This is a genomic window from Dokdonia pacifica (genome assembly GCF_900188275.1).
Taxonomy (GTDB): Bacteria; Bacteroidota; Bacteroidia; order Flavobacteriales; family Flavobacteriaceae; genus Dokdonia; species Dokdonia pacifica.
In genome coordinates this window covers 1-17,903 of sequence record NZ_FZNY01000015.1, presented here as the reverse complement: position 1 = coordinate 17,903, position 17,903 = coordinate 1, and the positions used below count along the sequence as shown (strand labels likewise).

Here is a 17,903-nt window from a genome sequence, read left to right as displayed (position 1 = left end):
CAAAGTACGTGAAAAAGAGTGGATTATTCTTGATGTCCTAAATGAAATAATTCATAACTCTGATGAATTTTTTTAACAACACCTTCTGTTCTCTCTGGATGTGTATCACTAATGAAGAGCTGTCCAAAACTATTTGTATTCACTAATTGGATGATATGTGTTACTCGGTTTTCATCTAATTTATCAAAAATATCATCCAGTAATAAGATAGGATTGACACCACTTTCTTTTTTTATAAAATCAAATTGCGCTAGTTTTAAAGCAATGAGATATGTTTTTTGTTGTCCTTGAGATCCAAATTTTTTGACAGGATATCCATTTATTTCAAAAGCCAGATCATCTTTGTGAATGCCTACACTTGTATATTGTAACATTCTATCTTTTGCCAATGCATTTGTAAGCAAATGCTCTAATGGCATATCGTGCAGTGCACTTTGATAGGTGAGTGACACCTGTTCTGCCTCGCCACTTATGGCTTTATACTGCTCTTGAAAAATAGGAGCAAAATGCACTAAAAATTCCTTTCTTTTTTCAAAAATTGGCTGTCCATAGGTGACTAATTGCTCATTATAGACGCTTAATGTATCCTGGTCAAAGGTGTTATTTGCCGCAAAATACTTCAATAATGCATTTCGTTGACTCAAAACTTTTGAATATGAAAGTAAATTTGATAGGTAATTTTTATCGCTTTGCGAAATAACTCCATCTATAAATTTGCGTCGCATATCACTTCCTTCTGTAATGAGATCTCTATCTGCAGGAGAAATAATAACTAAGGGTAAAAAACCAATATGATCTGCAAAACGTTCATACATTTTTGCATTGCGTTTTATAACTTTTTTTTGCCCTTTTTTAGCACTAATAACTACTTTCTCTTCACGCTCACTTTTGTCGTAAATCCCATCTATCACAAAGAAATCAGCGTTATGATTGATATTTTGACTTGTTACAGGATTAAAATAACTCTTCCCAAAAGATAAGTGATAAATAGCGTCAAGAATATTGGTTTTTCCTACGCCATTATTTCCCACAAAACAGTTGATTTTTGCATCAAATTCAAAGGTTTTTGAGGTGAAATTTTTATAGTTAATTAAGGATAGAGATTTTAAAATCATAGGGTTTGTTATGAGTACGCTTTCGCGAAAGCGTATGACTTCTCAGAAATGGTTTGCAAAATATCGAAAAATAAGGAATAAATTCCCTTTCAAAATTCAATAAAAATTATATTTTTGCGCCACTAACAAAATAAGTATATGGCAACGTATAATAAAAGAGGTTATAAACCAAAAACCAAAGCCGAAAAAGTAGTAGAGGAAGAGATCGATGTAAAAGACAGTACTACTGCAGAAGTTTTTGCTAGTCTGGATGAAGGTGCCTCTAAAACCGAAGAATGGGTAGAAAAGAACCAAAAAGGTATTTTTGGAGTAATTATAGGAATCTTAGTGATTGCCTTAGGGTATATGGCTTATGGTAAATTTATCAAAGAGCCTAAAATCGCTGAAGCTGCTAATGAACTTACAGCTGCACAAGAGAATTTTACTACAGCACTTGAGACTACAAATACTAACGTAAAAGATTCTTTATACCTAGTTGCATTGAATGGTGCAGGAGGTAAATTTGGTTTATTAGACATTGCAGATAAGTACAGTGGTACACCATCTGCAAATCTTGCACACTATTATGCAGGAATGTCTTACCTAGAAATTAAAGACTATAAAAATGCAATTGGTCACTTACAAGATTTTTCTTCTAGTGATATGATGCTAGGACCTCTTGCAAAAGGAGCAATAGGTGATGCTTTTATGCAATTAGATCAAGCAGAACAAGCATTAGATTATTACGAGCAAGCGTTTAAATTAAATAAAAATGAATTTACAACGCCTCGCTTCTTATTTAAAGCAGCAGTTGCAGCGATAGATTTAGGTAAAAATGATGTTGCTGTAAATTACCTTAACCGAATCAAAGATGAGTTTAAAGATTCGGATTATGCAAGTCAAGTAGATTTGTACTTAGGAAGAGCACAAGCAGGAAACTAGTTTTTGATACTTAGATAGAAAACTATCTACTGGATTAAAATTTAAAACATAACAATTATGGCTACAGAAGGAAATAACCTTTCTGTTTACGATAAGACAACAATCCCAAATGCGAAAGATTTTCGATTTGGGATTGTTGTTTCTGAATGGAATGGTCAAATTACAGAAGGTCTTTTTCAAGGCGCTTTTGACGCCCTGAAAGATTGTGGAGCAATCAATGATAATATTGTACGTTGGAATGTTCCTGGTGCTTTTGAACTTATTTATGGATGTAAACGCATGACTGCATCTTATGATATGCTGGATGCTATTATTGCTATAGGGACGGTAATCCAAGGGGAGACCAAACATTTTGATTTTGTATGTCAGGGTGTCACAGAAGGAATCAAAGAATTAAATCTTAAAGGCGATATTCCAGTCATTTTTTGTGTGCTTACAGATAATACGTTACAACAATCTATAGACCGTAGTGGAGGTAAGCATGGTAATAAAGGTACCGAAGCTGCTATTGCAGCTATAAAAATGGCGCAACTCAAAAAAGAGTCGAAATTTTAAAATAGGTAACAAAATCCAACTTTAATTTCTATACTATTTTCCCAAATCTTAGGGTGTAAACTGTTAAAAAGGCATGCTTTTTGACTGTAAAAAACGTATATTTGATATAATACCAAGTACGTTATGGGACCAATAAAGTTTACATTAATAAAAAAGCTCAAAACCAATAATAGGTTTAATTATACACCTCGCTATTACGATGGTAAAGATGATGTAGATGAAACTAAGTATACTACCAAAATAGATGCTTATAGTGAATCATATAATAAAAATGATTTTAGTTCCCATTGGAATGAGGCTAGAAAATCTTCTAGAACAAGAAATAATAGCGGCCTCAATAGTACGATATTGATTATAATTACAATACTCACATTTATATTTTTGTGGATTATAGATTTCGATCTATCCATATTTTAGGTACATAGATGGCAAACATTATTAAGCTTTTACCAGATCACGTAGCAAACCAAATTGCTGCTGGTGAGGTTGTACAGCGACCCGCTTCGGTTGTAAAAGAACTCCTAGAGAATGCGATAGATGCAGGCGCTACTTCCATTAAATTAATTATAAAAGATGCAGGAAAAACCCTTATCCAAATTATAGATAATGGAAAGGGAATGAGCGAGACAGATGCTCGGATGAGTTTTGAGCGTCACGCTACTTCAAAAATCACTTCTGCCGATGATCTTTTTAATCTTAGTACAAAAGGGTTTAGAGGAGAAGCACTTGCTTCTATAGCCGCTGTAGCTCATGTGGAGTTAAAAACTAGGATTCATAAAAATGAGGTAGGAACACGTATCGAAATTGAGGGAAGTAAAATTATTACGCAAGAACCTTGTGCCACTCCAGTAGGAACATCACTAGCAGTTAAAAACCTTTTTTTTAATATACCCGCTAGGCGGAACTTCTTAAAATCTAATAATGTAGAATTACGCCACATTATCGATGAATTTCAACGTGTAGCATTGGCGCATTCGCAAATTGTGTTTGCGATGTTTCATAATGATGGGGAAGTATTTCAGTTGCCTGCTGGAAATTTAAAGCAACGTATTGTTGGAATTTTTGGAGGAAAGACAAATGAAAAATTAGTTCCTGTTGCCGAAGAGACAGATATCGTAACTATTCAAGGGTTTGTTGTAAAACCAGAGTTCTCTAAAAAAACAAGAGGGGAGCAGTTCTTTTTTGTAAATGACAGGTTTATAAAGAACGCATATCTCAATCATGCGGTAAGTGCCGCTTTTGAAGGACTATTGCCAGATAAAACAAGAGCAAGTTATTTTTTATACTTAACAGTAGACCCTAGTACCATAGATATTAATATTCATCCTACAAAGACAGAGATTAAATTTGACGATGAACATTCTTTATATGCTATTTTACGAAGTACTATAAAGCATAGCCTAGGGCAATTCAATATTGCACCCGTACTAGATTTTGATAGAGATGCAAATCTAGACACTCCCTATGCGTATAAAGACAAGTATGTTCATACTCCTAAAGTAGAAGTAGATCGTACGTTTAATCCCTTTGAAACAGTGCCACCTCCTAAAAAAGGTGCTACTATGCCAAGCTATACAAAGCAAAATGTAGAAGGCTGGGAACAGTTATATGAAGGGTTGAAGACACCTCCTTCAGACGGAACAAGTAACGTTACCTATGAAAGTGATGAGGTGACGGGTAATTTATTTCAGAAAGATACTGAGTACGCTTTCGCGAAAGCGGAATCTTCAACATACCAGTTAAACAATAAATACATCATTAGTACGATTAAGAGTGGGATGGTGATTATAGATCAACATAGAGCACACCAACGTATTTTGTATGAAGAACTCTTGCGAAATATTACAGTAAAAGAATCTGTGAGTCAGCAATTATTATTTCCTTTAGTATTGAATTATAATTCATCAGAATTAGCTTTATTGGTACAGCTTAAGGAGGGACTTGAAAATACAGGATTTGTGTTTGGAAAAGTAGCTAATGAGACATTAGAAATTACAGGAATTCCTACATCGTTGCCAGAATCTGAAGTGCCTATTGTTATAGAACAATTATTAAGTGATCTAGAAAATGAGGTGCCAGATACAGGATTTAGCCAGACGGATACTTTGGCAAAGAGTATGGCAAAGAGTATGGCTGTTAAAGCAGGAGAAACGTTAGATGGCAGTTCTAGAGAGCATTTGGTAAATAGTTTGTTTGCTTGTAAAGAACCTAGTGTATCTCCAGATAATCGCACTACCTTTATAACAATGAGTGGAGAAGAATTAGATCGAAAATTTAAATAGAGAGATGGGAAGAATAACAGAGACAGTTAAGGTTTTACTGATTATAAATGTGATCTTTTATTTAGGGTCCCAATTTGTAATAGGACCTGGACCCGCAATGCAGTTATTTGCATTATGGTTTGTAGAACATCCTTCTTTCCAGTTTTGGCAACCCCTAACGCATATGTTTATGCATGATTTAGGGAGTCCTATGCATATTATTTTTAATATGTATGGGTTATGGATGTTTGGTAGTGCTGTAGAGCAGTCACTAGGCCAGAAAAAGTTTTTATTCTTTTATTTTTCAGCAGGATTAGGTGCAGCATTAATTCATACGTTGGTGAATTATTATCATTTTCAAGCGGGATACGAAACTCTTTTAAGCATCGGGGCAACACCAGAGCAAATTGCAGATATGTTAGTACAGACAACTCAAGCGGGTTCTTATATGACATCTCCAGATATTCCAGTTGAATTGCATGAATCTTTTTTTGGATCATATAATACCCCAGCTGTAGGGGCTTCAGGAGCGCTTTATGGAATTTTAGTGGGGTTTGGAATGCTATACCCTAATGCATCTTTAGGCTTATTGTTTATCCCTGTTCCTATAAAGGCAAAGTTTTTTATCCCTGGATTGATACTATTAGATTTGTTTTCGGGTCTTACTGGCTTTTCAATCTTTGGTCAAAATATAGCTAACTGGGCGCATATTGGAGGGGCATTATTTGGCTTTATTATGATGTATTACTGGAAGAAAAATAGTTTTAACAATAAACGCTGGTATTAAATATGGCGGCCAATTCATTTATAAATCAATATAAAACATCCAATATTGCGATCAAACTAATCGTAATAAACGTTGTTGTTTATTTGATATTTAACCTTTTACCTTGGATTGTTCAGATGGACAATAGTGTATTAACAAGGTATTTTGTATTACCTACAGAATTATCACGATTGGTAACACAACCATGGTCTATACTAACCTATGCCTTTTTGCATGGTGGGTTTTTGCATATTCTTTTTAATATGCTATTCCTATATGTTTTTTCAAAATTTGTTTTAAATCTTTTTACAGAAAAACGCTTCCTTACGATCTATTTATTAGGTGGTATTTTTGGCGGGTTGACTTATATTATAGCATACCACCTATTTCCCGCTTTCGAAGGGAATGGTATTTTGCTAGGGGCTTCGGCGGCTGTAAATGCTATTATCATTTTTATAGCGACGTATAGTCCTAATACGCCCATACGATTTTTTGTGTTTAATTTAAAACTCTGGCATATTGCTGCTTTTGTTGTATTAAGGGATCTATTAACATTAGAATCTTCAAGTAACGCAGGAGGATTAATTTCTCATTTAGGAGGAGCGGCTTTTGGATATATGTATGCAATGCAGCTTGCTAAAGGAAATGATATAGGACTTTGGTTTGAAAAAATAATGGATACGGTAGCTAGTTGGTTTTCTTCAAAACCTAAAACTAAGAAAGCAAAGATGCATACAGTACATCGCAAAACAAAAAAGACCACAACAAAAAGTACGAAAACTAGACAAAGACCCGTTACTAAAAGTGAGCAACAGCAACAAATAGATGCTATTCTAGATAAAATAAGTAAGAGTGGTTATGATAGTCTTTCTAAAGCAGAAAAAGACTTTCTATTTAAGGCTGGAAAAGATAATTAATGAAAGGACTCTCCTTTTTTGGAAAAGCTATTTTCTTTTTAAATAGCATATTTGCCATTCTCTTGGTGTTAGGGTATGCCTTACCTTATATTCCTCCGCATATCTTTCCTAGATTATCTGTATTAAGTCTTTTGTTGCCTGTATTACTGCTTATTAATGCCATCTTTCTTATTTATTGGATTCTGAGAGGGAAACGACAATTATTTCTTTCTGCCTTTGTACTTATCATAGGCATAGGTCATATAAGTTCGTTGTATCACTTTGGTAATAGTGTAGAAGTGGCTTCTGAAGATGAGGTTACGTTAATGAGCTATAATGTGCGTTCATTTAATATCCATGGTTGGTCTAAACAAGAGAATATTGGAGATCGTATTATAGAGTTTATAGCTAAGAAAGATCCAGATATTGTTTGTTTGCAAGAGTATTATCCTAAATATGCATTATCTAAAGAGCAATATCCATATCAATATAAAAAAATGAGTGCGGTGTCTAAAAATTTTGGGCAAATCATCTATTCTAAATTTCCGATTGTAGCTACTGGTGCTTTAGATTTTAAAAATACAGGGAATAATGTGATTTATGCCGATGTTGTTATCAATAACGATACGATACGAGTGTATAATGTGCATTTTCAATCATTACGGGTATCTCCAAAATTTGATACGTTTAATGAAGAAGGTTCAAAACGACTGTTAGGTAGAATGGGGGAGTCATTCAAAAGACAAGAAGAACAAGTGATGATGTTTCTTGAAAGCGAACAAAATGCGCCATACCCAGTTATTGTAGCTGGAGATTTTAATAATAGTTCAACTTCATATATGTACCGTAAGGTAAAAGGAAAAAAACAAGATGCTTATGAAAAAGTAGGCTCTGGAACTGGACGTTCATTTACTTTTGACTTTATTCCTTTACGTATAGACTTTATTCTAGCTGATCCGAAATTTGAAATACTACAGTTTAAAAATTATGATGTAAATCTATCTGATCATTATCCGATAGAAACTAGTTTTAACAAGAACTTTAAATTCTAGTGATTCTGCGCAATCATAGTAGATAGGTCTACATTTTCTAGATAAGATAGCGCATTTGGACCTTCATTAAATAATAAATCTAAAATAGATAAATTAGGTAAATACCCATGTTTATCGTGGAATAACTGGTGGTATTCAGGAAGCTTATAATCAGGTTCCTTTTTTGAAGTAATCAAATGGCGAAGATTAGTCATAGGAGGTTTTGGATTCCTAAAATACTCTTCTGTATAGATACTATCCTTTTCTAATTGTAGACACTCCATAATGGTTTCATGACATGCCAAGTTAAAATCTATGAGTTTGTCATAAACAGTTGTGTATAATGGTTCAAACGAATCCTCGTAGTATTCAAAAAAAGGAGAAGTTTGATAGGCCACTTTTAAGGAACGCCAATGATCACGCTGCCAGTGAAATTTATTTTCTAATTGTACCTCAAAAGTAAGCTGATGCTTTTTGGAAGTACGATTATGTTTTATCGGAATAGTTAATTGTAGCATACCACTTGCAGTGGCAATTTTTGTACGTGTTCTATAGGATTGCTTTTGATAATTATCTAAAGCTTCAAAAATAACAGTATTGGCTTGTGCCATGCATGCATAATGCGAAATAGGCATACAGTATCCAGGATGTATAAGAATGGTATCTATACTCATGATAGTACTTATGCTTTTTTCTGCTGTTTCTTTTTCTTTCTAAAGAAGTTAAATCCAAAATATAAAAGTAATACAACTAAGAAATGATAACGATAGCTCGTTAATTCACCATCTCCGCCTACAGTTGTAAATACACGATCCCAACGGATACGATTTAAAAACCCTTTCTTGTTTGGATCTAAGCTAAACCATACAAACACAGGTTTTCCAACTACGTGATTATAGGGTACATATCCCCAAGCACGTGCATCTTGAGAATTATGTCTATTGTCTCCCATAAGCCAATAGTAATCTTGCTTAAATGTGTATTCTGTAATTGGATTACCGTTTAAGGTAACTTCAGAACCATTTACTGCAATCGTGTTATCCAATCCCATTTCATATCCTTCATACACCTCAATAATGCGTTTATAAAAAGGAATCGATTCAGGTGTGATAGCAACTGTTTTTCCTTGCTCAGGAATGTATATAGGAGCAAAATTATCTCTGTTATTAGGGATAGATGCAGCATAAGGGAAAATATCATTATCGGCAATACCTTTTGGAGTGATATCTTTAATCATATTTACTTGCCCTTGTCTATTACCTAATCGATCGGCAGCTTCTTCAGTAGCTGCAGGTAAGTAATAACCAGAATTATCTCTTAATCTACCAACGCCATCTGTAATTTCATAACGATTTATAAAGGTACTCTGGGAGATATTTTCGTTAGTTATCATGCGATATGAAAACTGTAATTTTGCCCTATCTGGAAGTTGGTTACGTTCTCCGTTAATATATACATAGCCGTCTCTTACTTCTAGAGAGTCGCCAGGCAAGCCTACACATCGTTTTACATAATTTGATTTCTTATCTATAGGTTTACGAACACTACCATACATATGTGCTGGACGAATGTCAATAAGCGTATCTACGGGCCAACTAAATACAACAATATCATTGCGTTTAATACTTTGAAAACCTGGTAACCTGAAATAAGGTAATTGTGGTTTTGACGCATAACTTTTTACATGAGCGACAGGAATAGAATCATGTAGCATAGGGGTAGCTACCGTTGTCATAGGTGTTCTTGCACCGTAATGAAACTTACTTACAAAAAGATAATCACCTACCAATAATGTTTTTTCAAGAGATGATGAAGGTATTGTAAAAGGTTGCATAAAATAGGTGTGAACTATGGTGGCTGCAACAACTGCAAATAGAATAGAACTTACCCATTCCCCATTACTGCTTTTAGGATTTAGATCTCTCTCTTTAATATGAGGAGTGTCAGTGGCATAATTGATATAAAATAAATAAAGCCCACAGGTTAAAACAACCAGAGCAGTGTCTTTATAAGAATTGAAACCAAAACTTCTTGCGGTTTCTGTCCATACTACAGGAAACATGATTAGGTTCACAATAGGGATAAAAAGTAAAATCGTCCACCACCATGGGCGATTAATAATCTTCATAAGTACCACTGCATTATATACAGGTACTGCTGCTTCCCAAGCTTGTCTTCCAGCTCTTACATATAATTTCCAAGTCCCTAAAAAGTGAATGACTTGTATGGCTAGGAAAAAAATAAACCACTGTGTAATTGTCATGATATATTGTATTTATGGGTAGTTAGTGTCTTAGTATTTGTTCTTGTTACGCAATTAAGAAATATTTAATACATCCGTCATAGAAAATACGCCTTTTTTTCCAACAAGCCATAAAGCCGCAACCAAAGCGCCTTGTGCAAAACCAAGTCTAGAGTGTGCTTCATGGTATAATTGAATAGTATCTATCTCATTTTTATAAGTAACCACATGCGTACCTGGAACAGTTCCTTCTCTTTTAGAAATAATAGGAATCGTATCAGCTTCTTCAGTAGCTGCATTTTTCCAGTTTGAGTAATTTGAAGCTCCTATAATTCCTTCAGCTAGTGTAATAGCTGTACCACTTGGAGCATCCAATTTCTGCGTGTGATGGATCTCTTCCATAGTTGCTTTATAACTATGATGAGGTGCCATATATTGAGCTAATTTCTTATTGATTTCAAAAAAAATGTTTACTCCTATGCTGAAATTTGATGCATAAATAAAGCTGCCATTTTTCTCTTCACACAAGGCAATCATTTCATCATAATGTGCAAGCCATCCTGTTGTTCCTGAAACAATAGGAATTCCAGCATGTATACAAGCACTGATATGAGATACAGCTACAGTAGGTAGACTAAAATCTATGGCAACATCTACTCCTTTAAAATCAAAAGGGGTATGATCATTTTTTTTTATTACAATTTCATGGCCTTGGGTAAGTGCTATTTTTTCAATGGCTTTTCCCATTTTTCCATATCCTAAAAGTGCAATTTTCATTAGTCTATATGATAAGTGATTTTAAACCCGTAACGAAATGCCTGCCCTAAATCATCTGGTTGAATATCTGGGGCAAATGTCAAGTCATCACTTACATTATATTGTGATAAATGAGCATCTACATTGGCTTCAATAATTTGAAGTACGTACATTCCTGCTGTTATAAGAATAGCGAGTTCTTTTTGTCTTCTAAAAAAATCTTGTGCATCTATAAGACCATCATTGGTAAAAACTTCTGTAGTACTTCCGTCTTCATTTACAATAGTAAATTCATCTATACGACCTGCAAGTCTATCTTTAAAAGCAGTTCTGTATCGCTTAAACTCTCTATCATTATCAATGGCAAAAAACACACCAGTTCCTAAAGCCCCGTAAACAATAGGTAATTTCCAATAGTCTTTATTGTAGGCTTGTCCTAATCCTGGTAACGCAGCGGCATAAAAAGCAGCTTTAGCAGGTCTGAGAGGGTCAATAGACTGTTGCGTCTTTATCGTATCAGGATCTGTGTCGTCTGTAATAATGGTATCTCCTGTTTGCGCTTTCGCGAAAGCGTATATCCAAAGAAACCCTATAAGTAATATGCTTTTTCTATTTAGCACCTTTAATCAATTTCTGTAAACGGTTAAAATCTTCTTCTGAAGAAAACGGAATCGTAATTTTTCCTCTTCCATTTTTAGATACTTTGATGTCTACTTTGGCTCCAAAATAATCAGCAAATTCTTTATTCCCCTTTTGGATAAACTCAGGAGTATCTTGTTTTTTTGGAAGTTGAGTTTCAGAAGTAGCGTGGTAATTTTTCACTAATGCTTCTGTTTGTCTTACAGACAACTTATCTGCAATAATTTTCTCGTAAATGTCAAGCTGATCTCCTGTATTTTCTATATTAATAAGCGCACGACCGTGTCCCATAGATAGAAAACCATCTCTCATACCTGTTTGAACAATAGGATCTAGTTTTAATAACCGTAAATAATTAGCAATTGTAGACCTATTTTTACCTACACGATCACTCATTTGCTCTTGAGTGAGTTGTATCTCATCAATAAGGCGTTGGTAAGAGAGTGCAATTTCTATAGGATCTAAATCTTGACGTTGTATATTTTCTACAAGAGCCATTTCAAGACTCTCTTGATCATTTGCAATACGTATGTAGGCAGGGATGGTTTCGTTCCCTATAAGCTTTGAAGCTCTAAAACGTCGCTCTCCAGAAACAAGTTGGTACTTATTAAAGCTTAATTTACGAACCGTAATAGGTTGAATAACTCCTAATTCACGTATAGAGGAAGCTAGCTCTCGTAAAGCTTCTTCATTAAAGCTTGTACGAGGTTGAAAAGGGTTTACTTCAATATCCTTGAGATCTAGCTCAACGATATTCCCTACAACTTTGTCTGCATTTTTATCTTCTGCACTTTTAATGTCATTTTCTGGATCTTTCAATAATGCAGAAAGACCACGACCTAGTGCTTGTTTTTTTGTTGCTTTAGCCATATGCTTTAGCTATTATTTTTTGTAATAAGCTCTTGTCCTAAGCTTAAATAATTTGTAGCTCCTTTACTTCCAGCATCATAATTTATAATACTCTCTCCATAACTAGGAGCTTCACTCAATCTTACATTACGCTGTATGATCGTTTTAAAAACCATCTCACTAAAGTGTTTTTGAACTTCTTCAACCACTTGATTTGATAAGCGTAACCTAGAATCGTACATAGTTAGTAAAAGTCCTTCTATATCTAGTGCTGTGTTATGTATTTTTTGCACACTTTTAATAGTATTTAACAATTTACCTAGACCTTCTAGTGCAAAATACTCACATTGTATAGGAATAATTACAGAATCTGAAGCAGTAAGTGCGTTTAACGTTAATAAGCCTAGGGAAGGAGCGCAGTCTATTAAAATGTAATCATATTGATCTCTTAAATGCCCTATTGCTTTTTGCATCATATATTCTCGTTTGTCCTTATCGACAAGCTCTATTTCAATAGCAACGAGGTCTATATGCGCAGGAATTAAATCTAAATTAGGCGAACTTGTACTAATAATAGCTTCTTCGGCAGTGTTTGTATGCTCTAGAAGTTGGTACGTTCCTATTTGAATACTGTCTACATCAATACCTAAGCCAGATGTGGCATTGGCTTGAGGATCAGCATCTATGAGTAGTACTTTTTTTTCAAGTACTCCTAGCGATGCTGCTAAGTTTACAGAAGTTGTTGTCTTTCCAACACCTCCTTTTTGATTTGCGATAGCAATTATTTTGCCCATATAGATTTGAGGAAATTTAAAAAGTAAAAATACAATTTATAATGAGTAAATAAAATGCTTTCAAAATTAAAAAGGTCATCACTAGGATGACCTTTTTAATTATAACGGTTTATCACGTGTTTTAAAAGTAGTAATTAAGGCTTAATGTAATGTTCTCATTATTCACAACGAGAGGTATTACGGTATTATTCACAGGAAACGATAAATTGTTTTCGTATTCTGATATGTATGCAAATGTAATTCCTAAATGCTTTTGATTAGGAAGTTGTAAACGCGCTCCAATTTTAGGAGCTAAAATGGTATTACCTCCGGTAATGTCAAAATTGAAGTCGTCTATGTTTCCTTTAAAAGAATCTGAGGTAACTCCAATACTAAGACCTGCAAACGGTTTGATTTTTCCTTTTTTGTTAAATAAATATTCTAATCCTAAGAAGGCTCTATAACTATTTACTCTAAAGCTGGTGGTTTCTGAAGTATTCGTATTAAAATCTTTTTCACCAGAAAAATTAGCACTTCCTTCTAATGTTACAAAAAGATTTCCTTGTAAACGCCCAAAGAAGCTAGGAGAGGTAATAACGCCAGCTTGTACTTGAATAGATGCTAATGTTTCTGTATCGTTATTGTCAAAAAAAGTAATGGTATTTAATCCAGTTCCTATACCGGCAAAAAAGCTAGCTTGGTCTGTATTGTGTTTAGCGGCGTCTTTGACTTCTTTTTCGGTAGGCGCATATGCACTATAATCACATGAATTATATGCGTCTACAATTTTTCTAAGTGCAGGACCATTAAAATTATCTTCATTATTTAAAGTAGTTCTAATACTGTTACAGTCATCAAATAGAATGGCAAGAATACCTGACGTTGTATTGGATTTTTTATTGGTAGTAATGATAGCATTTTTATCATTGTTCCCAGTAACTAGATATTGAGAGTCATTTATTTTGTACAAGCTTCCTTTTCCTGATATAATGTTTGAAACATAATAAGAGGCTCCATCGATATCTTTTTTTATTAACTGGGTAGACCCTAATGTAACAGTATTTACTTGATCAAAAGAATACGTAGTTGTTTTTAGATCTTTTTTTAAAGTAATTTTTTCTGTGTCATAATCTATAAGAACACGTCCTTTAATAGATTCATTAGAAGAAGTAGCGATAGATCCTTTTGTAAAGGTCTGCGCAATTGTTGTAGAAATTGTAAAAATTAAAGTAAGAAGGAGTAAGGTATTTTTTTTCATAGCAATAGTTTTTTGAGTTTAAAATCATCAAAAAATATACCTATTTCGTCGAAGCATAGAATAATAGCTTACGTAACTAAAAAAGGGGAGCATTATAAATGCTCCCCTTTATATGTATTATGTATACAAATTACTATTAATTTGCTTGTAGAAGAATATTGTCAATACCAAACTCATCACGAGAACCGCTACCAGCTTCATCATTACCTTCAAAACGAATATAAATAAATGCTCCACTTGCTACTGCTGCAGAAAAACTAGCAGACATACTGTTGTTAACAAATCCAGCACTATCAGAAGTTCCAGGTGATGTGAAGTCTAATGATGATACAGAAATATAAGTAACATTATCAGTAGAATAAGAGAAGTTTAAACTATTAGCTCTTCCTTGATCATTATTTACATATAGATCATAGCTAATTAAAAAACTAGATAGATCTCCTCCAGTTGTATTTTCTATTCTAAAATCGAATTCTCCAGGTGTAAAATCACTCCCTCCAGGTTGAACTCCTAAGATTATATTTCCAGTGTTTATATCAAAAGCATATACTCCACCTGTACCTACTCCTCCGTTTACATCTGATCCTCTAGCATAATCTCCAGAAGTTTGGGTACCTCCGTAATCTAATGAACCGCTAAAACCATTAGCTATAATAATATCAGAATCTAATTGTCCAGCAGCTGGCATTGGTGCAAAACCACTTCCGTCAAATGACTGGAAATCTTCTTGGTAAATTGTATTTAATGAAGAAGTACATAAATCATCACTTACAAATAAACCATCTACAGTTCCTACTAATGGAGAAGCCCAAGACCAAGTTCCAGAAATTCCAGAACAATCATTAGGTCCCGTAGGTTCATTGTTAAATATGTGAGTTCCTGTCCAAGTAACATCTCCACCACCAGCAGTATATCCTACAGTAGTCATTCCGTCACCACTATTTATGTCACAAGTAGTATCTGTTCCGTTAACTACACAACTATCTTGAGCACCAATACCATTATAAACAGTCATTCCTAATGTGGTTTGAGTTGCAATAGAGCTATCTCCATCTGCAGTTACAAACATAAAATTGAATGTTTGTGTCATTGAGTTGTCTACAGGTCCTGCACAAGTAGTACATGTATATGTTCCAGTAACAGGAGTTACAGGAGCTCTTTCTGTATTTCTAGCAGCTAAAATCGAACTTTCAGAACCTCTAAAAGATACAGTATTAATTTCTAGTGTCTCTCCTTCTTGCCCAGTAGTCATTGTAAAAGAAAGCTCATTTGATGCAAATGTAATTTCTTTTGTATCTCCTAGATTAGAAACTTGATCTGTACTAATACTTATTACTTCACCAGAAGCTAAAGTTAAGTTTGCAGTTGCCGTAAGATTGTCTTGAGATAATGTTACATCTAAAGTACCTCTACTTCCGCCATCTGCTGTAGTAAATATTCCTTTGTAATTTTCAATTTCAAGATTAGCAATATCTGTACTGCTATCTATGTTTTCTTCTGTACTACACGCAATCATTATGATAGCTAGTAGAAAATAGGATAAAACCTTCTTCATTATAATATTGATTTGTTGTTTATTATGCGCTACAAAAATAGATGGATTTTATTAGTTTTATATTACTTTATCATTAATTATTTGATACTTATAAGTCTATTAAATAAAAAATCATAAATAATACAAGTGTAATTATTGTACTATTTATGATTTTGTTTTTTTGTGTATACGCTTTCGCGAAAGCGTATTTATTCGAAATAACTAAACGTTTCTCCGTCTTCTATAGTTAAGAGTGTCTCGTATATTAATTTAATGACATTTTCTACATCTTCGCGATGCACCATCTCTACCGTGGTATGCATATATCGTAATGGTAAGGAGATAAGGGCAGAAGCCACGCCACTATTGCTATAAGCAAATGCATCTGTGTCTGTTCCTGTAGCACGCGATAAAGCAGCTCTCTGAAAAGGAATTTTGTTTTTTTCTGCGGTTTCTGTGATGCGATCTCTAAGTTTTTGTTGTACTGCAGGCGCATACGCAACAACAGGTCCTTTGCCTATAGCAGCTTCTCCTTGAACCTTTTGATCTATCATAGGAGTGGTTGTGTCATGAGTTACATCGGTCACAATAGCTACATTAGGTTGAATTCGTTCTGCAATCATTTGGGCGCCTCGTAGACCTATTTCTTCTTGAACAGAATTAGTTATATATAAACCAAACGGTAATTTCTTTTTGTTTTTGTGTAGCAATCGAGCTACTTCAGCTATCATAAAACCTCCAGCCCTATTATCTATAGCTCTACATACAAATTTATCATCATTAAGAATGTGGAATTCGTCAGGGTATGTAATAACACATCCAATATGAATCCCCATTTTATGAACTTCATCTTTATCTTTTGCTCCTACATCAATAAATATATTGTTTGGTTTAGGTGGCTCTTCTTTTGCGCGATTACGAGTATGAATAGCTGGCCATCCAAAAACGCCTTTTATAATTCCTTTTTTAGTATGGATGTTTACAACTTTAGAAGGGGCAATTTGATGATCACTTCCTCCGTTACGTATAACATATAGGAGTCCGTTGTCTGATATATAATTCACATACCAAGAAATTTCATCTGCGTGGCCTTCTATGACTACTTTGTATTTTGCTTTTGGATTAATTACAGCTACAGCTGTACCATATGTATCGGTAATAAATTCGTCTACATAAGGTTTTAGGTAGTCCATCCATATTTTTTGCCCATCCCATTCATAACCCGTTGGGGCAGCATTGTTAAGGTATTTTTCTAGAAAATCTAATGATTTTTTGTTCAGTATACTTTTTGAAGACATTTAAATATTTTTTTATAAAAATAAGAATATTAATAAGAAGTTAATAGTGTTATAACGCTGTAATCTTTAATTTTGGAATGATTTTAGCTTAAAGCGAAATAAAAGTATGCGCATCATAATAATAGTCATATTTATATTCTTTCCATTATCAGTAATGGCACAAGATACTATTGTAAAATCTGAAGAAAACATAGAATACTATATAATACAAGGTGATACAATACCTAGAAGTGTTATAGATCTTAATGAAGTGATTGTATTTAAACCTTTAAAGTTTGAATCTAAAGAGGCGAGAAGACGTTACTTAATTCTTAGAAGAAAAACACGCAAAGTATATCCATATGCAAGACTTGCCGCTGATAGATTGGTGGCTTTAAATGAAAGACTAGAAGCTATCGAAAAGAAAAGCGCAAAGAAAAAGTATACAAAGGTAATCCATAAGTATCTTGAAAATGAGTTTTCAGCAGAGCTGAAAAAATTGACAAGAACAGAAGGTCAGATTTTAATTAAACTTATTCATAGGCAAACAGGAGAAACTACTTTTGAATTGGTCAAGCGCTTAAGAAGCGGATGGAAAGCTTTTTGGTATAATACTACAGCAAGTGCTTTTGATATTTCCCTTAAGCGAGAGTATGATCCTGTAAATATAGAAGAAGACTATTTGATTGAAGATATATTACAGCGATCATTTCAATCAGGAATCCTTGAAAGACGTAACTCAGTCTTAGATTTTGACTACTGGGATTTATCAAATAAATGGAAAGCACAGCCTGTTAAAGACGAGTAGGCTATTTACTTTGAGTAGATTATTAATACTCTAGAAATTTTCTTTGTCCATTAACTAATTTTAGTAGCCTATATATTAAGGAGTGATAGCTTATTTTCTATCATTATATAGTATTGTTTTACAGTGTGTTGTAATTTTTTTTAAAAAAGGTTGTGATTTTTCTTTTTAGTTAGAAAAGAGGTGTTATCTTTGCGGTCCGTTTCGGCGAAAACGGGTAGTTCA

The 17,903-nt window shown here is 34.0% G+C and carries 18 protein-coding genes; 8 read left to right on the top strand and 10 right to left on the bottom strand.

The features are described 5' to 3' along the window. Positions 1 to 23 precede the first annotated feature (23 nt). A complete protein-coding gene (gene recF, locus CHB80_RS24150) occupies positions 24 to 1,115 on the bottom strand; it encodes a DNA replication/repair protein RecF (RefSeq protein WP_089374100.1) in 1,092 nt (363 codons plus the stop codon). A 138-nt stretch (positions 1,116 to 1,253) separates the two neighbouring features. Here recF and CHB80_RS24145 point away from each other — a divergent pair, with 138 nt between their 5' ends. The 7 genes from CHB80_RS24145 (at position 1,254) to CHB80_RS24115 (ending at position 7,566) form a co-directional block, all read left to right on the top strand. Further along, entirely contained in the window at positions 1,254 to 2,036 is a 783-nt protein-coding gene (locus tag CHB80_RS24145; protein ID WP_089374099.1) for a tetratricopeptide repeat protein, read from the top strand. Positions 2,037 to 2,093: 57 nt separating this feature from the next. Next, positions 2,094 to 2,591 carry a 6,7-dimethyl-8-ribityllumazine synthase gene (ribH, locus tag CHB80_RS24140; protein ID WP_089374098.1) on the top strand — a complete coding sequence of 166 codons (498 nt, stop codon included), beginning with the start codon at positions 2,094 to 2,096 and terminating at the stop codon, positions 2,589 to 2,591. Positions 2,592 to 2,714: 123 nt separating this feature from the next. Continuing rightward, positions 2,715 to 3,008 (top strand): hypothetical protein, encoded by a 294-nt coding sequence (locus tag CHB80_RS24135; protein ID WP_089374097.1) that lies wholly within the window; start codon positions 2,715 to 2,717, stop codon positions 3,006 to 3,008. A gap of 8 nt (positions 3,009 to 3,016) precedes the next feature. Further along, a complete protein-coding gene (gene mutL / locus CHB80_RS24130) occupies positions 3,017 to 4,873 on the top strand; it encodes a DNA mismatch repair endonuclease MutL (RefSeq protein ID WP_089374096.1) in 1,857 nt (618 codons plus the stop codon). A 4-nt stretch (positions 4,874 to 4,877) separates the two neighbouring features. Further along, positions 4,878 to 5,639: a rhomboid family intramembrane serine protease gene (locus tag CHB80_RS24125; protein ID WP_089374095.1), complete on the top strand. Its 762-nt coding sequence runs from the start codon at positions 4,878 to 4,880 to the stop codon at positions 5,637 to 5,639. A 2-nt stretch (positions 5,640 to 5,641) separates the two neighbouring features. Then, positions 5,642 to 6,535 carry a rhomboid family protein gene (locus tag CHB80_RS24120; protein WP_089374094.1) on the top strand — a complete coding sequence of 298 codons (894 nt, stop codon included), beginning with the start codon at positions 5,642 to 5,644 and terminating at the stop codon, positions 6,533 to 6,535. Further along, positions 6,535 to 7,566: an endonuclease/exonuclease/phosphatase family protein gene (locus tag CHB80_RS24115; RefSeq protein WP_089374093.1), complete on the top strand. Its 1,032-nt coding sequence runs from the start codon at positions 6,535 to 6,537 to the stop codon at positions 7,564 to 7,566. The genes CHB80_RS24120 and CHB80_RS24115 overlap by 1 nt, the downstream gene beginning before the upstream one ends. On the opposite strand, the gene CHB80_RS24110 is transcribed toward CHB80_RS24115, so the two are convergent. From CHB80_RS24110 to CHB80_RS24070, 9 genes are all read right to left on the bottom strand, one after another. Further along, positions 7,563 to 8,219, bottom strand: a complete 657-nt coding sequence (locus CHB80_RS24110; protein WP_308489795.1) for a WbqC family protein — start codon at positions 8,217 to 8,219, stop codon at positions 7,563 to 7,565. The genes CHB80_RS24115 and CHB80_RS24110 overlap by 4 nt on opposite strands. An 8-nt stretch (positions 8,220 to 8,227) precedes the next feature. Next, positions 8,228 to 9,808, bottom strand: a complete 1,581-nt coding sequence (lepB, locus tag CHB80_RS24105; RefSeq protein WP_089374092.1) for a signal peptidase I — start codon at positions 9,806 to 9,808, stop codon at positions 8,228 to 8,230. Positions 9,809 to 9,862: 54 nt separating this feature from the next. Further along, positions 9,863 to 10,564 carry a 4-hydroxy-tetrahydrodipicolinate reductase gene (dapB, locus tag CHB80_RS24100; protein WP_089374091.1) on the bottom strand — a complete coding sequence of 234 codons (702 nt, stop codon included), beginning with the start codon at positions 10,562 to 10,564 and terminating at the stop codon, positions 9,863 to 9,865. After that, the gene (locus CHB80_RS24095) at positions 10,564 to 11,163 is read right to left on the bottom strand and encodes a DUF5683 domain-containing protein (protein WP_089374090.1); all 600 of its coding nucleotides are present in this window, start codon (positions 11,161 to 11,163) and stop codon (positions 10,564 to 10,566) included. The genes dapB and CHB80_RS24095 overlap by 1 nt, the downstream gene beginning before the upstream one ends. Then, positions 11,153 to 12,052 carry a ParB/RepB/Spo0J family partition protein gene (locus CHB80_RS24090; protein WP_089374089.1) on the bottom strand — a complete coding sequence of 300 codons (900 nt, stop codon included), beginning with the start codon at positions 12,050 to 12,052 and terminating at the stop codon, positions 11,153 to 11,155. The genes CHB80_RS24095 and CHB80_RS24090 overlap by 11 nt, the downstream gene beginning before the upstream one ends. 5 nt (positions 12,053 to 12,057) lie before the next feature. Further along, positions 12,058 to 12,825: a ParA family protein gene (locus CHB80_RS24085; protein ID WP_089374088.1), complete on the bottom strand. Its 768-nt coding sequence runs from the start codon at positions 12,823 to 12,825 to the stop codon at positions 12,058 to 12,060. A 121-nt stretch (positions 12,826 to 12,946) separates the two neighbouring features. After that, complete coding sequence (locus CHB80_RS24080; protein WP_089374087.1) at positions 12,947 to 14,062, bottom strand: outer membrane beta-barrel protein; 1,116 nt, start codon at positions 14,060 to 14,062, stop codon at positions 12,947 to 12,949. A 136-nt stretch (positions 14,063 to 14,198) separates the two neighbouring features. Continuing rightward, positions 14,199 to 15,617: a hypothetical protein gene (locus CHB80_RS24075; RefSeq protein ID WP_143337248.1), complete on the bottom strand. Its 1,419-nt coding sequence runs from the start codon at positions 15,615 to 15,617 to the stop codon at positions 14,199 to 14,201. Positions 15,618 to 15,805: 188 nt separating this feature from the next. Continuing rightward, the gene (locus CHB80_RS24070; protein WP_089374085.1) at positions 15,806 to 16,894 is read right to left on the bottom strand and encodes a M42 family metallopeptidase; all 1,089 of its coding nucleotides are present in this window, start codon (positions 16,892 to 16,894) and stop codon (positions 15,806 to 15,808) included. A gap of 106 nt (positions 16,895 to 17,000) precedes the next feature. Here CHB80_RS24070 and CHB80_RS24065 point away from each other — a divergent pair, with 106 nt between their 5' ends. Beyond that, entirely contained in the window at positions 17,001 to 17,681 is a 681-nt protein-coding gene (locus CHB80_RS24065) for a DUF4294 domain-containing protein (protein ID WP_089374084.1), read from the top strand. Positions 17,682 to 17,903: the final 222 nt, after the last annotated feature.